16 protein-coding genes and 1 pseudogene are annotated in these 17,187 nt (G+C 65.7%); 13 read left to right on the forward strand and 4 right to left on the reverse strand.

Going from position 1 to position 17,187, the window contains the following annotated elements:
• Window positions 1–12: 12 nt before the first annotated feature.
• Window positions 13–318, reverse strand: a pseudogene (locus G6N13_RS25025) (hypothetical protein); the annotation flags it as partial.
• A 92-nt stretch (window positions 319–410) separates the two neighbouring features.
• Here G6N13_RS25025 and clpB point away from each other — a divergent pair.
• From clpB to G6N13_RS10380, 6 genes are all read left to right on the forward strand, one after another.
• A complete protein-coding gene (clpB, locus tag G6N13_RS10355; RefSeq protein ID WP_163696775.1) occupies window positions 411–2,957 on the forward strand; it encodes an ATP-dependent chaperone ClpB in 2,547 nt (848 codons plus the stop codon).
• Between the two features lie 225 nt (window positions 2,958–3,182).
• Window positions 3,183–3,422, forward strand: a complete 240-nt coding sequence (locus tag G6N13_RS10360) for a hypothetical protein (protein WP_163694283.1) — start codon at window positions 3,183–3,185, stop codon at window positions 3,420–3,422.
• 91 nt (window positions 3,423–3,513) lie between these two features.
• Window positions 3,514–4,299, forward strand: a complete 786-nt coding sequence (gene ttfA / locus G6N13_RS10365; RefSeq protein ID WP_163696777.1) for a trehalose monomycolate transport factor TtfA — start codon at window positions 3,514–3,516, stop codon at window positions 4,297–4,299.
• Between the two features lie 17 nt (window positions 4,300–4,316).
• Window positions 4,317–4,676 (forward strand): SDR family NAD(P)-dependent oxidoreductase, encoded by a 360-nt coding sequence (locus G6N13_RS10370; RefSeq protein WP_163696779.1) that lies wholly within the window; start codon window positions 4,317–4,319, stop codon window positions 4,674–4,676.
• On the forward strand, window positions 4,663–5,223 hold the full coding sequence (gene pyrE, locus G6N13_RS10375; protein WP_163696781.1) for an orotate phosphoribosyltransferase: 561 nt from the start codon (window positions 4,663–4,665) through the stop codon (window positions 5,221–5,223). The genes G6N13_RS10370 and pyrE overlap by 14 nt, the downstream gene beginning before the upstream one ends.
• A 74-nt stretch (window positions 5,224–5,297) precedes the next feature.
• Entirely contained in the window at window positions 5,298–6,005 is a 708-nt protein-coding gene (locus G6N13_RS10380) for a hypothetical protein (protein WP_163696784.1), read from the forward strand.
• Window position 6,006: 1 nt separating this feature from the next.
• Here G6N13_RS10380 and G6N13_RS10385 read toward each other — a convergent pair whose 3' ends face one another.
• Window positions 6,007–7,848, reverse strand: a complete 1,842-nt coding sequence (locus tag G6N13_RS10385; RefSeq protein ID WP_163696785.1) for a putative bifunctional diguanylate cyclase/phosphodiesterase — start codon at window positions 7,846–7,848, stop codon at window positions 6,007–6,009.
• On the reverse strand, window positions 7,848–7,979 hold the full coding sequence (locus G6N13_RS25665) for a hypothetical protein (protein WP_268949109.1): 132 nt from the start codon (window positions 7,977–7,979) through the stop codon (window positions 7,848–7,850). Before G6N13_RS25665 ends, G6N13_RS10385 begins: the two co-directional genes overlap by 1 nt.
• Window positions 7,980–8,875: 896 nt before the next feature.
• Between G6N13_RS25665 and G6N13_RS10395 the strand changes: the two genes are divergently transcribed.
• Genes G6N13_RS10395 through nhaA form a run of 3 tightly spaced genes read left to right on the forward strand, consistent with a single transcriptional unit; the run spans window position 8,876 to window position 12,438 of the window.
• Window positions 8,876–9,520, forward strand: coding sequence for a TrmH family RNA methyltransferase (locus G6N13_RS10395; protein WP_163696787.1), 645 nt, complete (start codon window positions 8,876–8,878; stop codon window positions 9,518–9,520).
• 15 nt (window positions 9,521–9,535) lie between these two features.
• Entirely contained in the window at window positions 9,536–10,618 is a 1,083-nt protein-coding gene (locus tag G6N13_RS10400; protein WP_163696789.1) for a glycoside hydrolase family 76 protein, read from the forward strand.
• The gene (gene nhaA / locus G6N13_RS10405) at window positions 10,615–12,438 is read left to right on the forward strand and encodes a Na+/H+ antiporter NhaA (RefSeq protein WP_163696791.1); all 1,824 of its coding nucleotides are present in this window, start codon (window positions 10,615–10,617) and stop codon (window positions 12,436–12,438) included. The genes G6N13_RS10400 and nhaA overlap by 4 nt, the downstream gene beginning before the upstream one ends.
• Here nhaA and G6N13_RS10410 read toward each other — a convergent pair.
• Window positions 12,435–13,334, reverse strand: a complete 900-nt coding sequence (locus G6N13_RS10410) for an SDR family NAD(P)-dependent oxidoreductase (RefSeq protein WP_163696793.1) — start codon at window positions 13,332–13,334, stop codon at window positions 12,435–12,437. The genes nhaA and G6N13_RS10410 overlap by 4 nt on opposite strands.
• 62 nt (window positions 13,335–13,396) lie before the next feature.
• Here G6N13_RS10410 and G6N13_RS10415 point away from each other — a divergent pair, with 62 nt between their 5' ends.
• Genes G6N13_RS10415 through G6N13_RS10430 form a run of 4 tightly spaced genes read left to right on the forward strand, consistent with a single transcriptional unit; the run spans window position 13,397 to window position 17,111 of the window.
• Window positions 13,397–13,840: a nuclear transport factor 2 family protein gene (locus G6N13_RS10415; protein ID WP_163696795.1), complete on the forward strand. Its 444-nt coding sequence runs from the start codon at window positions 13,397–13,399 to the stop codon at window positions 13,838–13,840.
• Between the two features lie 4 nt (window positions 13,841–13,844).
• Window positions 13,845–15,020 carry a sulfotransferase family protein gene (locus tag G6N13_RS10420; RefSeq protein WP_163696797.1) on the forward strand — a complete coding sequence of 392 codons (1,176 nt, stop codon included), beginning with the start codon at window positions 13,845–13,847 and terminating at the stop codon, window positions 15,018–15,020.
• A complete protein-coding gene (locus G6N13_RS10425) occupies window positions 15,017–16,279 on the forward strand; it encodes a hypothetical protein (protein ID WP_235677990.1) in 1,263 nt (420 codons plus the stop codon). Before G6N13_RS10420 ends, G6N13_RS10425 begins: the two co-directional genes overlap by 4 nt.
• Before the next feature lies 1 nt (window position 16,280).
• The gene (locus tag G6N13_RS10430) at window positions 16,281–17,111 is read left to right on the forward strand and encodes an oxidoreductase (protein ID WP_163696799.1); all 831 of its coding nucleotides are present in this window, start codon (window positions 16,281–16,283) and stop codon (window positions 17,109–17,111) included.
• Window positions 17,112–17,187: the final 76 nt, after the last annotated feature.

The following is a 17,187-nucleotide window of genomic DNA, read 5'->3' on the forward strand; positions in this document are numbered from 1 at the left end:
CGGTCGACCTGGCTTTTGCCGCAGATTCCAGGCGGGCACCCAGTGCGTCACGGTCGCGCCCTGCGATCCGTACGCGATCTCACAGGTCACCAACCCCCACCAGTCGCCCTGCTCGCAGATTCCCCAGCGGCTCAGCATGCCCGTGACGACCTTGTGCATCTGCAGACCGTGCGGGTGATAGCGCCCGGAGCGGTGCGGCTCGCTCGGGAACGACATCGTGAGGTCGACCAGCACCGCGACCGGTGGCCGGACCGACCGGAACGGGTCCCGGGCAGGTCGCGAAGAGTTTTTCGGAAAAGTTAAAGTTGAGCGGAACAGACTCAACCTTGACGATGTTGAAGAAGGCGAGAAGCATTTTGCCGTGCCCTGGCGACTGACCGCGGGCACGGCCTGACTGAAAGTGAGGTGTCGTGGATTCTTTCAATCCGACCACCAAGACTCAGGCGGCGCTGACCGCTGCGTTGCAGGCTGCCAGTGCGGCCGGCAACCCGGAGATCAGGCCTGCCCACCTGCTGTTGGCACTGCTCACGCAGGCTGACGGCATCGCTGCGCCGTTGCTCGAGGCTGTCGGTGTCGATCCAGCCACGATCCGCACCGAGGCGCAACGGCTGGTCGACCGGCTGCCGTCGAGCAGCGGCCCGACGTCGCAACCCCAGCTCTCGCGTGAATCGCTGGCGGCGATCACCGCCGCCCAGCAGCTCGCAACAGAGATGGACGACGAATACGTCTCCACCGAGCACCTGATGGTCGGACTGGCCACAGGTGACTCTGACACGGCCAAGCTGCTCACCGGTCACGGCGCGTCTCCGCAAGCTCTGCAGGATGCGTTCGTGAAGGTCCGCGGTAGCGCCAGGGTCACCAGCCCGGATCCCGAGGCGAGCTATCAGGCGCTGGAAAAGTACTCGACCGACCTGACTGCTCGCGCCCGCGAAGGCAACCTCGATCCGGTCATCGGCCGTGACAACGAGATTCGGCGTGTCATCCAAGTGCTCAGCCGGCGCACCAAGAACAACCCGGTGCTCATCGGTGAGCCCGGCGTCGGCAAGACCGCGATCGTGGAGGGTCTGGCCCAGCGGATCGTGGCCGGTGACGTGCCGGAAAGCCTGCGGGACAAAACCGTTGTCTCGCTGGATCTGGGATCGATGGTCGCCGGCGCCAAGTACCGCGGCGAATTCGAGGAGCGACTCAAGGCCGTCCTCGACGACATCAAGAACTCGGCCGGGCAGATCATCACGTTCATCGACGAGTTGCACACCATCGTCGGCGCCGGTGCAACCGGCGAAGGCGCGATGGACGCCGGCAACATGATCAAGCCAATGCTGGCCCGCGGCGAGCTGCGGCTGGTCGGCGCGACGACCCTCGACGAGTACCGCAAGTACATCGAGAAGGACGCCGCCCTGGAACGCCGGTTCCAGCAGGTGCTGGTCGGCGAACCCTCGGTCGAGGACACCGTCGGCATCCTGCGCGGCCTCAAGGACCGCTACGAGGTGCACCACGGCGTGCGCATCACCGACTCCGCGCTGGTCGCCGCGGCCACCCTGTCCGACCGCTACATCACATCGCGCTTCCTGCCCGACAAGGCCATCGACCTGGTCGACGAGGCCGCGTCCCGGTTGCGCATGGAGATCGACTCGCGGCCCGTTGAGGTCGACGAGGTCGAGCGTATCGTCCGTCGCCTCGAGATCGAGGAGATGGCGCTGGCCAAAGAGTCGGACGACGCGTCGAAGGACCGGCTGGAGAAGCTGCGCGCCGAATTGGCCGACAAGAAGGAGCAGTTGGTCGAGCTGACCACCCGTTGGCACAACGAGAAGGGCGCGATCGACACTGTGCGCGACTACACCGAGCAGCTGGACAGGCTGCGCGGTGAGGCCGACCGCGCCGAGCGCGATGGTGACCTGGCCAAGGCCTCCGAACTCCGATACGGCCGCATCCCCGAGCTCGAGAAGAAGCTGGACGCGGCGCTGCCGGTGGCTGAAGCCCGCGAGAACGTGATGCTCAAGGAGGAGGTCGGGCCCGATGACATCGCCGACGTGGTGTCGGCGTGGACCGGTATCCCAGCGGGCCGGATGCTCGAGGGTGAGACCGCCAAGCTGCTCCGGATGGAGTCCGAGCTCGGCAAGCGCGTCGTCGGACAGGTCAAAGCTGTCGCCGCGGTTTCTGACGCCGTGCGCCGGACCAGAGCCGGTGTCGCGGATCCGAACCGGCCGACGGGGTCGTTCATGTTCCTCGGACCGACCGGTGTTGGTAAGACCGAGCTTGCAAAAGCCTTGGCGGAGTTCCTGTTCGACGACGAGCGGGCCATGATCCGCATCGACATGAGCGAGTACGGCGAGAAGCATTCCGTCGCAAGGCTTGTCGGTGCGCCTCCGGGCTACATCGGTTACGACCAGGGTGGTCAGCTCACTGAAGCGGTGCGTAGACGGCCGTACTCGGTGGTGCTGTTCGACGAGGTCGAGAAGGCCCACCCCGATGTGTTCGACGTACTGCTGGCGGTGCTCGACGAGGGCCGGCTGACCGACGGCCAGGGCCGCACGGTCGACTTCCGCAACACCATCCTGATCCTGACCAGCAATCTTGGCGCAGGTGGCACCGAGGAGCAGGTGATGGCGGCGGTGCGCGCGGCGTTCAAGCCGGAGTTCATCAACCGGCTCGACGACGTCATCGTCTTCGACGGCCTTCAGCCGGACGAATTGGTGTCGATCGTCGACATCCAGCTGGCTCAGCTGCAGAAGCGGTTGGCGCAGCGGCGGCTCACCCTCGAGGTGTCGTTGCCCGCCAAGCAGTGGCTGGCCGAGCGCGGATTCGATCCGCTGTACGGTGCCCGTCCACTGCGCAGGCTGATTCAGCAGGCCATCGGTGACCAGCTGGCCAAGCTGTTGCTGGCCGGTGAGGTGCACGATGGTGACGTCGTGTCGGTCAACGTGACCCCGGACGGCGAATCGCTGATTCTGGGCTGAGTTTTCGGCGCAAAGGTCCCCGCACGATCGTGCGGGGACCTTCTGCATGCCCGTCTACGTAACGCACCGTTGCATCAAGTGAAGTGGTGGAGGGGATTTCATGCGCGTTCTCGTTTCCGGTGCCAGCATCGCCGGACCGGTGCTGGCCGTGATCACCGAAACCGACGTGCTCGGCGCGCGACTGCTCGGCTACGTCCACGCCCTCCGGCGCCAGCGCCGACGACAATGTGTTGCTCGCGATCTTGGGCTCGGGCGAGCCGTTCGACGCCGACACGCTGGCTCTATCCCGGCGGGCAGGCCGAATACCTGGACCGGTTCACCGCGGCGCTGGACCAGGCCATCGCCGGCGGGCAGGTCCAGGATCAACGCCACATCGGCATGCGCGATGAAGATGTCGGGATCGGCGGATTGTCGAGCGTGGCTCGGCAGATTCCTCGGTCTTTCGCGATCCGGATCAGCTGGTAGGCGTCGTACGCCATGGCCGGGAGGCTATGTGATGGGCTTGTGACCTGTCGGAGTTCTCGCTTCCTGGCGGTGAACAGATACGCTACGTCTAATGGTTCCGTTCTGGTTCACGCTGTCCGCGCTCTGCTTCGTGGGTGCGGCGGTGCTGTTGTACGTCGACATCGGCCGTCGACGTGGTTTGGGCCGTCGCCGTAAGTCCTGGGCGCGGTCGCACGGGTTCGACTTCGAATCCGAGTCCGCCGAGATCATCGACCGCTGGAAGCGCGGTGTGATGTCGACCGTCGGCGATGTCACCGCCCGCAATGTGGTGCTCGGTCAGATCCGCGGCGAGGCGGTGTACATCTTCGATCTCGAGGACGTCGCCACCGTGATCGCCCTGCACCGCAAGGTTGGCACCAACGTCGTGATGGACCTGCGGCTCAAGGGCATCGCCGAGCCACGCGAGAGTGACATTTGGCTGCTGGGCGCCATCGGCCCGCGGATGGTCTACTCGACCAACCTGGACGCCGCCCGCCGGGCGTGTGACCGCCGGATGGTCACCTTCGCCCACACCGCGCCGGACTGCGCCGAGATCATGTGGAACGAGCAGAACTGGACGCTGGTGTCCATGCCGATCTCCTCGAGCCGCGCTCAGTGGGACGAGGGTCTGCGCACCGTGCGGCAGTTCAACGATCTGCTGCGGGTGCTGCCGCCCACCGCACAGCCGGCGCTGCCCCAGTCTGCGGGTCGCCGCGATGCCTCTCCGGGCCGCCCCCTGGCCCCCGCCGGCCGCCGCGAGCTGCCGCCGGGACGGGCCGAGGTCCCACCGCCGTTGCGCCCGCAGCAGCCGCGCAGTTCCAGCCCGGCTGGTACACAGGCTCCCAACTACCAGCGCTGAGCCGGTAGGGTCTCGGCGTGTCCCGTCCCGTCGCGCTCGTCACCGACCCCACCGCGGGTCTCGGTGCCGGCTATGCCCGCCGCTATGCGCGGGACGGCTACAACCTGGTGCTGGTCGCGCGTCACGTCGAGCGCCTCAACGACCTGGCTGCCGAACTCAGAGCGGCCAACCGCATCGACATGACGTCGCTGCCAACAATTATGTGGCTCAATGTCGATGACGTGGTGACTGAGAGCCTGGCCGATGTGGCCAAAGGCAAGATCATCAGCATTCCCAGCCTGCAGCACAAGGTGCTGACCACGGTCGGCCGGCTGGTCCCGCGCGGGATTGTTCGCGCGGTCAACAACAGAACAGGAAAAAGCCGTGGGCGGAGCTGAACTCAACGTCGCTGACCGCGCCGAACTCGCCGAGCTGGTCCGCCGGCTGTCAGTGGTGTTCGGTCGCGTCACTCTGTCGTCGGGCAAGGAAGCCGACTATTACGTCGACCTGCGGCGCGCCACCCTGCACCACCAGGCCGCGCCGCTGATCGGCCGACTGGTGCGCCAGCTCACCGCTGACTGGGACTATGCGGCGGTCGGCGGACTGACCATGGGAGCTGACCCGGTGGCTGGGGCGGTCATGCACGCGCCGGGCCGGCCGATCGACGCCTTCGTGGTGCGCAAGGCGCTGAAAAGCCACGGGATGCAACGGCTCATCGAGGGTGCCGACGTGGCAGGCCAGCGCGTGCTGGTGGTCGAAGACACCAGCACCACCGGAGGTTCGGCGCTGACCGCCGTCAACGCGGTGCGGGATGCGGGCGCGACGGTCGTGGGTGTCGCGACGGTGGTGGACCGCGCTACCGGGGCGGCCGAGGCGATCGAGGCCGAAGGAGTGCCCTACCGCAGCGTGCTGGGTCTGGCCGACCTCGGCCTGCCGACGTCTTGACGCGCACGAGGATGGCACGGATTGATGAGGAGGCCATCGAGGCTTCAGAACTGCCGTGGGATTACGTCGTCGACGTGATCTGCGCCGGTGCAGGCCTTGGCGCGCTGGCGCATGCCATCTGGTGTACGGATCTCGAACTCGACGTCGAGTTCGCCGATGCGGAGTTGTCTTCGGAGCCTTCCGATCCCGACACCGCCGCCTACTTAAAGTCGATGACCGACGACGTGGACCTGCCGATTGATCGGGACTTGGAACTCGCGGTCGTTCGCGCCAAACCGGTCGTTGTGAGCAAGGACCGCAAGGCCACGATCGAACCGTTTTTCGGCTCCCGACTTCGCGACTTCTCGGCGCGTTGCGTCGCCTCGCCGTTCGGCGTGATCTACAGCCAGATACCCGAGAATATGACGACGCTGCGCAGTTCAGGGGAGACGATCCAAGCAGGCATCCTGGGCGACTATCGGCCCGAAACTGACCGACCCGGTTGTGAACTGGCCGAATGGTTGCGCGGACAGATTGATGAACGCGGCCTCCTGGAGGACGCTGGCACCACGCTGGAGCGGTTGGTCTTCGAGGAGGGGCGGGTGGCAGGCGCGGCCCTGGCCACGGCTGCGGGAACACGGCTGGTGCGTGCGACCGTTGGTATTGCCCTGTCGATCGGGCCTGCGCCCAGCAGTGCCGATTGGCCCGTCCAGCCTGACTTGCCCGTTGGCCCAACGCAAGTCGCCGTTGTGAGTCGCACGGCCAGCCGGTTCGGCCTCGTCGAGTTGTTGTATAGCTCCTGACTCAGCCCCGATGCGGTGTGGAAAAATCCACCGGGATAAACCTTTTGGCGAAAAGTTCGGCCATGGCATCGCCGGACACCGGGCGCGACAACAGGAATCCCTGAGCGCGATGGCAGCCATGTTGGAGTAGCGTCCTCGCCGCGCTCGGCCGCTCGACCCCTTCGGCCACTAATTCGAGGTTGAACGCATCAGCGAGCGCGATGATCGCGCGGACGATCGCCAGATCTTCGGGGTTGGTGCCGAGATCGAGCACGAACCCCTTGTCGATCTTGAGGGTGTCCACCGGAAGCGATTTCAAATGCGTCAGCACGCTGTAACCAGTGCCGAAATCGTCGATGGCGACCTGTAGCCCGAGGTCTTTGAGGCCGGCCAGGGTGATGCGGGTAGTTTCGATGTCTTGCACCACAACGCTTTCGGTGATCTCCAGACACACCGACTTGCCATCGACGTTGAATTCGGCGATCGTGTCGGCCACTGATTCGACGAATCCGTCGGTGACCAGTTGCACCGGGGAGACGTTGATCCGGATGACCGCGTCCATGCCGATACCGCGGGCTTGCCAGCTGCTGAACTCCGAACAGGCGGCGCGCATCACCCAGCGTCCCAATTCGCCTGCCAGATTGATCGATTCGGCGACGTTGATGAAGGAATCGGGTAGCAGCAGCCCACGAGTCGGGTGCTGCCAGCGCACCAGTGCTTCGGTCGCCAGGATCTCCCCGGTACGCATGTCGACTTCGGGCAGGTAGTGCAGAATCAGCGTTCCGGCGTCGATCACGTTCTGCAGATGCAGCTCGATGTCGTTGCGGAACTGGCTCTTCAGCGACATCTCGTCGGTGAACATCGCAATCTTGTTGCCGCCGGCGTTCTTGGCGTTGAGCACCGCCTGGTCGGCGCGCCGCAGCAGATCCGACGTGGTGTCCCGGCCCGGAACTCCCAGTGCGACACCGGCACTGACGGTGCGGGTGAGCATCTCACCGCCGATCGTCACCCGGTCGCGCAGCACCGCCTGCAGCCGATGCGCCAGCGCAAGGGCGGCGTCGGCGTCCATCGGTCCGGCCGGTACGACGACGAACTCGTCGCCCCCAAGGCGGGCGATCACATCGCCTTCGGCGGTCTCCTCACGCAGCTGCGCGGCGAACGCCTGGATGAACCAGTCGCCGGCATGGTGCCCCAGGTAGTCGTTGATCGCCTTGAGCCGGTCGAGATCGAGGAACAGTGCCGACACCGGGCCCGGCTGCCCCACCCCCAGCCGGTCGTCGAGGTGGGCCAGCAACGCCCGGCGATTGTGCAGCCCGGTGAGGTCGTCATGCTCGGCGCGAGACCGCAGCTCTTCCTCGGCGACCACCCGCGCCTGCACCTGGGCGAACAACGAGGCGATCGCCAGGAGCGCATTCAGCTCTTCTGGCGACCAGTCCTTGAGGCCGATCTTGATGAACCCCAATGCCCCGGTGGTGACGTCACCGGACAGCAGCGGTACCGACGCCAGCGATGGCCGCGCGGCGCCGCTGGCCTCCTGGACTCGGCGTTGGTAGTCGTCGGCGATCGGCTCGGGGGAGAAGAAGACCGGCTCTTTGGCGGTCTCGGCGGCCGCGAAGATCGGATCGGCGTCGGCGAGGTAGAGCACTCCGAGTAGGTCGGGATCGGGGACGTCGGGGCGCGGCGGCCATTCGGCGACCAGCTTGGTAGCACGGATCGCATGGTCGTTGTAGCGCAGGAAGCTGAAGTCGACACCGAAGGACGCCACGAGGTCGGCGAGAACCTCCTGGCTCACCTGCGCTGAGGTGGCAGACGTAGCCGCCATGAGCTTGGTGGCCACGCTCGTGATCAGAGTGTCGAGCGCCATTACCCGAGTGTCCTCCCGCTGGCTATACGGCGCCTACGTGCGTTGTAGGTCGCCGCCGCGATCGGCACAGCGCTGGCCCGGTAGGCGACGTCCATCGTCGAGGTGCAGTTCGGGTCAAGCTCGACGGTCACCGAGTCATTGTGCGCCTCTCTGTTCCAGGGCTGCATGTTCCCCCCGGACGGGGCGCGTCGCGCGGCCGCCGCTACGACGTCCGCAGGTGCGTTGTCCGTCTGCCGGAGAGGTCGACACATTCGGTGCGAGAGTCGTCGCGCAGTCGGGCCAATAGGGGGTCGTCGTGGGGATCGTCGCGGAGAAGGAGTCGCGCGTTGTACGCGTCCGCGCCGGAATCGGCGGAGACGTCGAAACTCACATGCCACTCCCGTACCGCATGCCGAAGCCGCTGAACTCGGCGGAGATCGGCGCCAGCATGCGCATCTCCTTAACGATTTTGGCCCACGGCCGAGGCTCGGCGTGGTTGGCGAAGGTGCGCCTATCCCAACACATCATCTTTGTGCGGTAGCGATCACTGGGGTAGGCCGCGGCCGGGACCTTTCGTAGCTACGAAATGCGCCGTGCAGGTAGTCTCCCGATAGCTCGGGTTCGCTGTCGGGTTGCCCCCAGGGACGTGCAACCTGTGTCCGCGTCGCGCCAGCTAACTGAGTTGTCATAACCGGCGAGTTGAAACCGGATACTACGGCCGGAGTGTGAACTAGGGGCAGAAAGGGCGTCGGGTGACCTGTGTCCCACTGGCGTTGCGGTCCGGCCAGACCGCCGCGCGAGCACGAAAATTCGCTCATCGGACAGTCCTCCCGCCGACGTCTGTCGGCGTCATCTGCGCCGGCGCGCGGCCGCGTGCGGCCAGCAAGTTTGGTCGCGGAGTCGCTGGGGCCCGCGTCGGGGGGTCGCCGGCCCTGATGGGCCACAACAACTCGGTTGCTGATTGTGGGCGGCGCGGTGACTGTGTGCTCGTCGACACTGACGCTGCGGCCCCGGACGGCCGGGTCCCAGACCGCGGTCTGGGTGAACTGTGACTGACGCCGGCCCCACCGAGTGGAGCACCGGCGCCCCCGGCGTCGGGCCCTGGGCCGGTGAGCTGCCCGATGACCCACGCTATGACCCAGAGCTGTTGCGCCAGGGCGATACTCGCAACGTCGTCGACGCGTATCGGTACTGGACGCGGGAGGCGATCATCGCCGATATCGATCATCGTCGGCACCCGCTGCACATCGCGATCGAGAACTTTGGCAACGATGCCAACATCGGCGCGGTGGTCCGCACGGCCAACGCCTTCGCCGTCGATACCGTGCACATCGTGGGCCGCCGGCGCTGGAACCGGCGCGGGGCCATGGTCACCGACCGCTACCAGCGGTTGGCTCACCATGACAGCACCGACGAGTTACTGGCCTTCGCCGCCGACGCCGGATTGACCGTCCTCGCCGTCGACAACATCGACGGCGCCGTGCGGGTAGAAACCACCACGCTGCCGCGCGACTGCCTGATGGTGTTCGGCCAGGAGGGGCCCGGCATTTCCGAAGCGGCTCGGACCGGAGCGGCGATGACGGTGTCGATCGCCCAATTCGGCTCGACCCGCAGCGTCAACGCGGCCGTCGCCGCCGGTATCGCGATGCACGCCTGGATCAGGCAATGGGCCGATCTCTCGCAGGCTTGGTAGGGCAGGATTGTCGGTATGGATCAGCTGTGGGCCAACCGCGCTGCCAGTGCTGAGGCCGCGATAACGAAACGCCATCTGCGCGCAGTCTGGGGCTTGCCCGGAACGCAGCTCGGCGTGGTCAGCTGGCCGCCCGCCCGCGGTCACAGATGGTTCGGAACCTGGCACTACTGGTGGCAGGCGCACCTGCTGGATTGTCTTGTCGACGCGCAGCTACGCGAGCCCCAACCGGACCGGGTGGGCACGATCAAACGGCAGATTCGCGGCCACCGGCTGCGTAACAACGGCCGGTGGACGAACAGCTATTACGACGACATGGCCTGGCTGGCACTGGCCTTGGAGCGTGCCCAGCGGGTCGCCGGTGTCGATCGACCGCGCGCGTGCAAGACCCTCTGCGAACAGTTCGTCACGTCGTGGGTGCCCGAGGACGGCGGCGGAATCCCTTGGCGCAAACAGGATCAGTTCTTCAACGCGCCGGCCAACGGTCCGGCCGGAATATTCCTGGCCCGCTACGGCGATCGGTTGCGGCGGGCCCAGCAGATGGCCGACTGGATCGATGAAACGCTGATCGACCCCGAGACCCATCTGGTGTTCGACGGCATCAAGGGCGGATCGTTGGTGCGCGCGCAGTACACCTACTGCCAGGGGGTCGTGCTGGGGTTGGAGACCGAGTTGGCGGTGCGCACCCATGACGACCGGCACCCGGCCCGGGTGCGTCGGCTGGTCACGGCGATCGGCGAGCATATGGCGCCCGGCGGAATCGTGAGCGGGGCTGGCGGCGGCGACGGCGGACTGTTCGCCGGGATCACCGCCCGGTATCTGGCACTCGCGGCGACCGCGCTTCCCGATGATGCGGGGGATAGTGCCCGTGCGATCGTGCTGGCGTCGGCGGAGGCCGCGTGGGAAAACCGCCAAAGTGTGGACGGGCTGCCGCTGTTCGGGAACTCCTGGGACAGCACCGCCGAAATCCCGACCGCCGGTGGCGGGCAGGCGCAGTTCGTCGAGGGCGCGGTCAACTCGTCGCTGACCCCGGAGCGCGATCTCTCGGTGCAGCTGTCGGGTTGGATGTTGATGGAGGCTGCGCATACGGTGACAGCGTGAGGGGCAGCCGGCTGGGGCGCGACCCGACAGCGAAGCGTTTCGGCGAGAACGCCGCTGCAGCACTACTGCTGATCTTCACCGTCGTGGCCATCGTGTGGGCGAATTCGCCCTGGGCACACACCTATTCCGAATTTTGGGAAACGCACGTCGGATTGAGCTTCGGTGACTACCACGGGGCGCTGACGGTCAAAGCGATCGTCAACGACGCGCTGATGGCGTTCTTCTTCTTCATCGTAGGGCTGGAAGTCAAGGCCCAGTTCACCATCGGGGAACTGACCGAACGCTCCCGTGCACTGGTGCCGGTGGTGGCCGCTGTCGCCGGGCTGACTCTGCCCGCGGTGATCTTCCTGCTGTTCAACCCATCCGGCGATGACACCACCGCGTGGGGCGTGGTCATCTCGACCGACACCGCGTTCCTGATCGGTGCGCTGGCGATCATCGCCCCTCAATACCCCGCGCGGCTGCGGACGTTCCTGTTGACGTTGGCTGTGGTCGATGATGTCGGTGCGCTGGCCGCCATCGCCCTGTTCTACTCCGATCACATCCGGATCGTCCCGCTGCTGATCGCCGTCGTGCTGGTGGCCGCCCTGATCGGCGTGCGCTACCTGCCCGATGCCATGCGCGGTGTGATGTATTGCATTCTGGCCGTTGCCCTCTGGTTAGCTCTGTTCAACGGTGGTGTGCACCCGACGCTGGCCGGTGTGATCGTGGCACTGGTGATCCCGGTGTTCACCCCCGAGCGTCAGCGGGTGGAGGCGGCAGTCGACGTGATCCGGGCGTTCCGCCAGTCGCCGAACTCGGAGTATGCCCGGGCGGCCACCCGCAGCCTGCGTGACTCGATCTCGATCAACGAGCGACTGGTGACGGGGTTCGGGCCGTATGTGTCCTTCGGGGTGCTGCCGCTGTTCGCGTTGGCCAATGCCGGTGTGCCGCTGGACTCCGATACCGTGCTGGCGGCGATGCGGTCACCGCTGACCTGGGGTGTGGTGGCCGGTCTGCTGATCGGCAAGCTGATCGGCATCACCGGCGCGACCTGGCTCGTGCAGCGCACCGGGCTGGGCCGGCTGTCCCCGGGGCTGACGCTGCGGCGGATCGCCGGCGGCGCGGCGCTGTCCGGTATCGGATTCACCATCGCGCTGTTCATCATCGATATCGCGATCGACGACCCGCACGCTGCCGATATGGCCCGCGTCGGTGTCCTGGCGGCGTCGGTCATCGCATTCACGTTGGGGTGGGCGGTCTTCTGGCTTACCGACCGGTTCAGCCCGCCGTTGGCGGTCGGATACAAGCTGGTCCGCGATATCGATCCGAGCCGCGATCACATCCGTGGGCCGGTCGATGCGCCGCTGACGCTGGTCGAGTACGGCGACTACGAATGCCCGTTCTGCAGCCGCGCCACCGGCGGGATCGACGAAGTCCGCGCCCACTTCGGCGACCAACTGCGCTACATATGGCGGCATCTTCCCCTGGAACGGGTGCACCCGCGGGCCACGGATGCCGCGCGAGCCAGTGAAGCTGCTGCCCTGCAAGGCAAGTTCTTCGAGATGGGGACGATGATGTTCGAGTTCCAGGACTACCTGGAATGGCAGCACATCTACCGCTATGCCGACCAAGTCGGCTGTGACATCACCCGATTCGACGAGGACCTGCACTCACCGCGGGTGCTGCACCGGGTCGATGACGATGTGCAGGACGCTGAGCTGATGGACCTCAACGCCACACCGACGTTCTTCGTCAACGGTATCCGTCATCGCGGGCCGTGGGATTCGGCCAGCCTGATCCGGGCGCTTGAGGCCAACCGGCCGGGGGCAACCCCCTAGACGGGAAGCGTTGTGCCGGTTTCCTGTTCGGCGAACTGTACGACCCTGGCGGCGGCGTCGTAATCGCATGCGCCCGGTGAACGGCCGATCAGTGCCGGGACGCCACGCAGACCAAACCGGCCGTTGGGCCCGACGTAGCTGCCCGGCGGTATCGGCTCACTGATGCTGTACAGCGTGGGCACCGCACCCTGGTCGACGTCATTGGCCAGCCGCTGGGCGAATCCGTCGACCACCTTGTACGCCGCTGACATCAACGGCGAATCGGAGGTCTGCGCCAGGTTGGAGGCGACCCAGCCGGGATGGATCAGGTGGGTGACAACGTCGGAGTCGGCCGCGCGCAGGCGCCGGTCGAGCTCGAGGCCCCACAACATCATCGCGAGTTTCGAATGCCCGTAGGCATTGAGCGCGGTCCATTTCGTTCGGCGCAGGTGCATATCGTCGAGCCGCAGCGTCGCCATCCGGTGGCCGTCGGAAGCGACGTTGATGATCTGCGAGCGCACCCGGTGAAACACCAGATTCGTCAGCGCGAACGGTCCGAGCATGTTGGTGCCCAGCGTCGCTTCGAAACCGTCGATGGTTTCGTGACGCTGATCGTTCAGCACACCGGCGTTGTTGATCAGGATGTCCACGTCGCCGTCGAGTGCGTCCGCGAAGGCCCGCACTGAGGCCAGGTCGGCGAGATCGACTTTGATCACCTCGGTGGAGCCGTCGATCTCGGCGGCGCGCTGCGCGCCCAGCGTGGTGTTGCGGACCGCCATGATGACGTGCGCGCCGGCCCGGGCCAGCGCCCGCGTGGTGCCGAGGCCCACGCCATTGGTCGCACCCGTCACGATGATCCGTTTACCGGCCAGATTGCCGAGCCTGCTCGGCGACCACTGCGTCACGTCGGCGAGCATAATGGGAAATTCTGGACAAACAAGACCATCTAAGCAATCGCTCTGCGATCATGCCCCTTGTTATGAGTGACAGTGCGCAGGCGATCACGAACCTCATCTACGCCTATGCCGAACTGCTGGATGCCGGCGACCTTGACGGGGTTGCCGCGTTGTTCACGCATGGCCGGATCTGCGGTGTGGAGAACGGCCCACCCGAGACGCTGTTCGCCGGACCGCAGCGGGTGCGCCAGATGTACGAGATGGCGACCCGCCTCTACGAGGACGGCACACCGAAGACCAAGCACAACACCAGCAATGTGCAGCTCTACGTCGACGACGACGCGGGCACTGCGCGCGGCAAGGCCTACTACACCGTCACCCAGGCGACGCCCGACCTTCCGTTGCAGATCATCGTCACCGGCCACTATCACGACACCTTCCACCGGATCGACGGCCAGTGGTGGTTCGACTCCCGCACCATGTTCGTCGACCAAGTCGGCGACGTGAGCCAGCATCTGAAGTTCTGATCCGATGGCGACGACGGGCGCTTTCGCTATGGACGCGGTGCTGGCGTCCGCGATCGGCAAGGAAGGTCTCACCGACTGGGGCCCGGGGGATTTCCAGGAGCCCCTGGCAGTGTTGCTCGATGATTATCCCGGTGCCGGGCTCAATGTGATCGGCGAGCACATCCTGCGGTCGGGTCTAGTACACAGCCTGCGGATGCGGCTTCGCGCCGAGGAATGGATCCGTCGTCATCCCGAGATCCTCGACGAAGAAGTCGAGGCGCCGATCGTGGTGGTGGGAATGATGCGCAGCGGAACGACCCTGCTGCAGCGTCTGCTCGCCGCAGACACGCGGCTGCACTGCGCGCGGGGCTGGGAGGTGGTGGAGGCCGCTCCGAAGCTGGACTACGACTTCGCCGGCACCGACCCGCGGATCGCGATCAGTGAAGCACGAGAGAACAAGTCACGGGAGCTGGCACCGGAACTGTTCGCCATCCATCCGATGTATGCGCGGGAGGCGGAGGAGGAGATCGTCTTCCTGGCTGACGCGTTCCTGTCCCATGTGCCGGAGTCCGGCGCCAACCTACCCCACTACCGATCATGGTTGAACACACAGGATTTCACGCCCGCATACGACTATCTGCACCGGATGTTGAGGTTCCTGCAGTGGCAGAAGCGTCAGCGCGGGATCACCGCAGGGCGTTGGGTGCTGAAATCCCCGGCCCACCTGGGGTACCTCGACGAACTGCGCCATCAGTTCCCCGATGTGCATGTCGTGCACATGCATCGGGACCCGCGCACCACCGTCTCCTCAGGGGCGAGCCTCAATGCGACCCTGCATGCCATGCATGCCGACGAGGTCGACCTCAACCGCGTTGGTGCACAGTGGCTGGAGCGGATGGGCTGGACCAACGACCGGGCGATGGCCGTGCGCGAGAGCTGGTCTGACGAATCGGCGCGGGTCACCGACATCCACTTCGACGAAGCTGTCGGCGACTCGATCGGCCAGGTGAGCCGGGTGTACGACGCGGTCGGTCTGCCGCTGACGGACACGGTGGTCACCGCGATGACCGACTGGCTGGCCAAGCGGCCGCACGAGGTCGCGCGGCCGTCGTACGACCTGTCTTCCTACGGCCTCAGTGACGCTCAAGTGAACGAGCGATTCTCCTTGTATAACAAACGCTTCCGAAAGGACAAGCAATGATCGCCGACGATGCGGTGGCAACGGAGTCGCAACACGAGCAGGAGCTTGCCGCACTCGCGCTGACCGAACACCCTACGGTCAAGGCGGCGTATCAGACTGTCGCGGAGAATTGGCTGGGCCGCGCCAAGGCTTCTGACGCCATGCGGGAGCGCTTCGATGCGGCTTTTGCCGAAGTGATGTTTTCCGCCGCGGTGTGGTCGTCCAATCAGGACAAGCTGCGGCCGAAGGTCAGTTGCATCACCCGGCTGGCGCACCCGGTGGCGGACCGGCAGATCCCCGGATCGCGGTGGGGTATCGACAACCCCGACACCGTTTACCGGGTGATCCCGATTTCGGGTGACGAACGCTATGAGATCCGCGGCCGCGTCGGGCGGAACCGGATGACGGAGAATTACTTCACGCTGTGGGATCCCAACATGGGCACCGTGGCCGTGCTGAACGGCAAGACCATGGACGTCGACAGCGACGGAAGTTACACCATCACAGTGGATTCCGAGCCCGCCAACGGGCGTCCCAACCATGTGCAGACCACCGCGGAAGCACACGAGTTCTACATCCGCGACGTCCTCTTGGACTGGGCCAACGACGACCCCAACCACATCACCGTGGAGCGCCTCGGCGGCGCGCCGGGCACGCCGGCCCGCACCGCCGACGAACAAGCCGATGCCACCGCGGACATGATGGCCCACTTCGCGAACTTCACCGGCAAGCTCAGCCACGGCATTTACAAGATGCCGGCCAACAACTTCAACCTGGCCTGGTCGGCGGACAAAGTCGGCGCCATGAAGAACCAGGTCTACGTGATGGGCCGGTTCGATCTCGGCCCGGATGAGACCTTCGTCGTCGACGTCAAAGATGGTGGCGCCGAATACTTCACAGTGCCGCTGAGCAATATCTGGGGCACCACACTGAACATCGTCGACCGCACCGGCAGCCTGAACAAGGCGCAGTCGTTGCCCAACGCCGATGGCAGCTACACCTACGTCATCTCCCCGGTCGATCCCGGCGTGGCGAACTGGATCGACTCCGACGGTCTACGGGAAGGCATCCTGACACTGCGGATGGCCGAATTCGACGAGGGTGGTCCGCGGCCGGATCTCGGTGCGACCGGCCGGGTCGTGGCGCTCGACCGGCTCGACGACGAGGTGCCCGACATTCCGCGCGTGAGCGCCGAGGGGCGGGCCGAGCAGTTGGCGCTGCGGCGTCAAGCCTATCTTCGCCGGATACCCGAAGGCACTCCGAACGAGAGGACCAACTGACATGGGTTGCTGGCTGGTGACCGGATGCTCAACCGGTATCGGACGTGAGATCGCCAGGGCCGCCTTGGAAGCCGGAAACAATGTGGTGGTGACGGCTCGGCGGATCGAGTCGGTACAGGATCTGGCCGACGAGTTCGGCGACCGTGCGCTGGCCATTGCGCTCGACGTCACCGACAAGGATCTGATCGCCGACGCGGTGGCCGCGGCCGATGCCACGTTCGGCGGGGTGGACGTACTGGTGAACAATGCCGGCAACGGTTACCTGTCGGCGGTCGAGGAAGGCGAGGACGCGAAGGTCCGACTCTTGTTCGACACCAATTACTTCGGTGTTGTCGACACCATCAAGGCGGTGCTGCCATCAATGCGGGAGCGCGGGGCCGGGCACATCATCAACATCTCGTCGATGACGGGACTGGTGTCCAACCCGCCCAACGCGTACTACTCGTCGACGAAGTTCGCGCTCGAAGCGCTCACCGAGGCGCTGGCCCAGGAGGTCATGCCACTCGGGATCAAAGTGACGGCCATCGAGCCCGGCGCATTCCGGACCGATTGGGCCAAGCGGTCGATGTGGGAATCATCTACGCCGATCGGTGATTACGACGACAGTGTCGGCACACGAAAGTCGCTGATCAAGGATTTCGCCGACCACCTGCCCGGAGATCCACGCAAAGTCGCCGAGGCGGTGGTGATGGTCGCCGGCCTCGACGAGCCGCCGCTGCGGCTGCTGCTCGGCCGTGACGTCCTCAAGGCGGTGCGCGAGAAGATCGCCGCACTGTCGGCGTCGATCGACGAGTGGGAAGCCGTCACCAAGGACGTCAATTTTCCCAGCTAGCCGGCGCTCAACTCGACAGCGTCACATGGACTTTCGGGCCAAACCTGGCCTGCAGGAGCTGTTCGCCGCGCTGGCG

The sequence above is a fragment of the Mycolicibacterium sarraceniae genome, assembly GCF_010731875.1.
Taxonomy (GTDB): domain Bacteria; phylum Actinomycetota; class Actinomycetes; order Mycobacteriales; family Mycobacteriaceae; genus Mycobacterium; species Mycobacterium sarraceniae.

Bases quoted from the DNA above. Each gene is read 5' to 3' on its own strand.
- G6N13_RS10400 (WP_163696789.1), top strand. From the start codon at position 9,536: ATGGATCAGCTGTGGGCCAACCGCGCTGCCAGTGCTGAGGCCGCGATA.
- G6N13_RS10415 (WP_163696795.1), top strand. From the start codon at position 13,397: ATGAGTGACAGTGCGCAGGCGATCACGAACCTCATCTACGCCTATGCC.
- G6N13_RS10430 (WP_163696799.1), top strand. From the start codon at position 16,281: ATGGGTTGCTGGCTGGTGACCGGATGCTCAACCGGTATCGGACGTGAG.
- G6N13_RS10385 (WP_163696785.1), bottom strand. From the start codon at position 7,848: ATGGCGCTCGACACTCTGATCACGAGCGTGGCCACCAAGCTCATGGCG.
- ttfA (WP_163696777.1), top strand. From the start codon at position 3,514: ATGGTTCCGTTCTGGTTCACGCTGTCCGCGCTCTGCTTCGTGGGTGCG.
- G6N13_RS10410 (WP_163696793.1), bottom strand. From the start codon at position 13,334: ATGCTCGCCGACGTGACGCAGTGGTCGCCGAGCAGGCTCGGCAATCTG.
- G6N13_RS10360 (WP_163694283.1), top strand. From the start codon at position 3,183: ATGTGTTGCTCGCGATCTTGGGCTCGGGCGAGCCGTTCGACGCCGACA.
- G6N13_RS10425 (WP_235677990.1), top strand. From the start codon at position 15,017: ATGATCGCCGACGATGCGGTGGCAACGGAGTCGCAACACGAGCAGGAG.
- G6N13_RS10420 (WP_163696797.1), top strand. From the start codon at position 13,845: ATGGCGACGACGGGCGCTTTCGCTATGGACGCGGTGCTGGCGTCCGCG.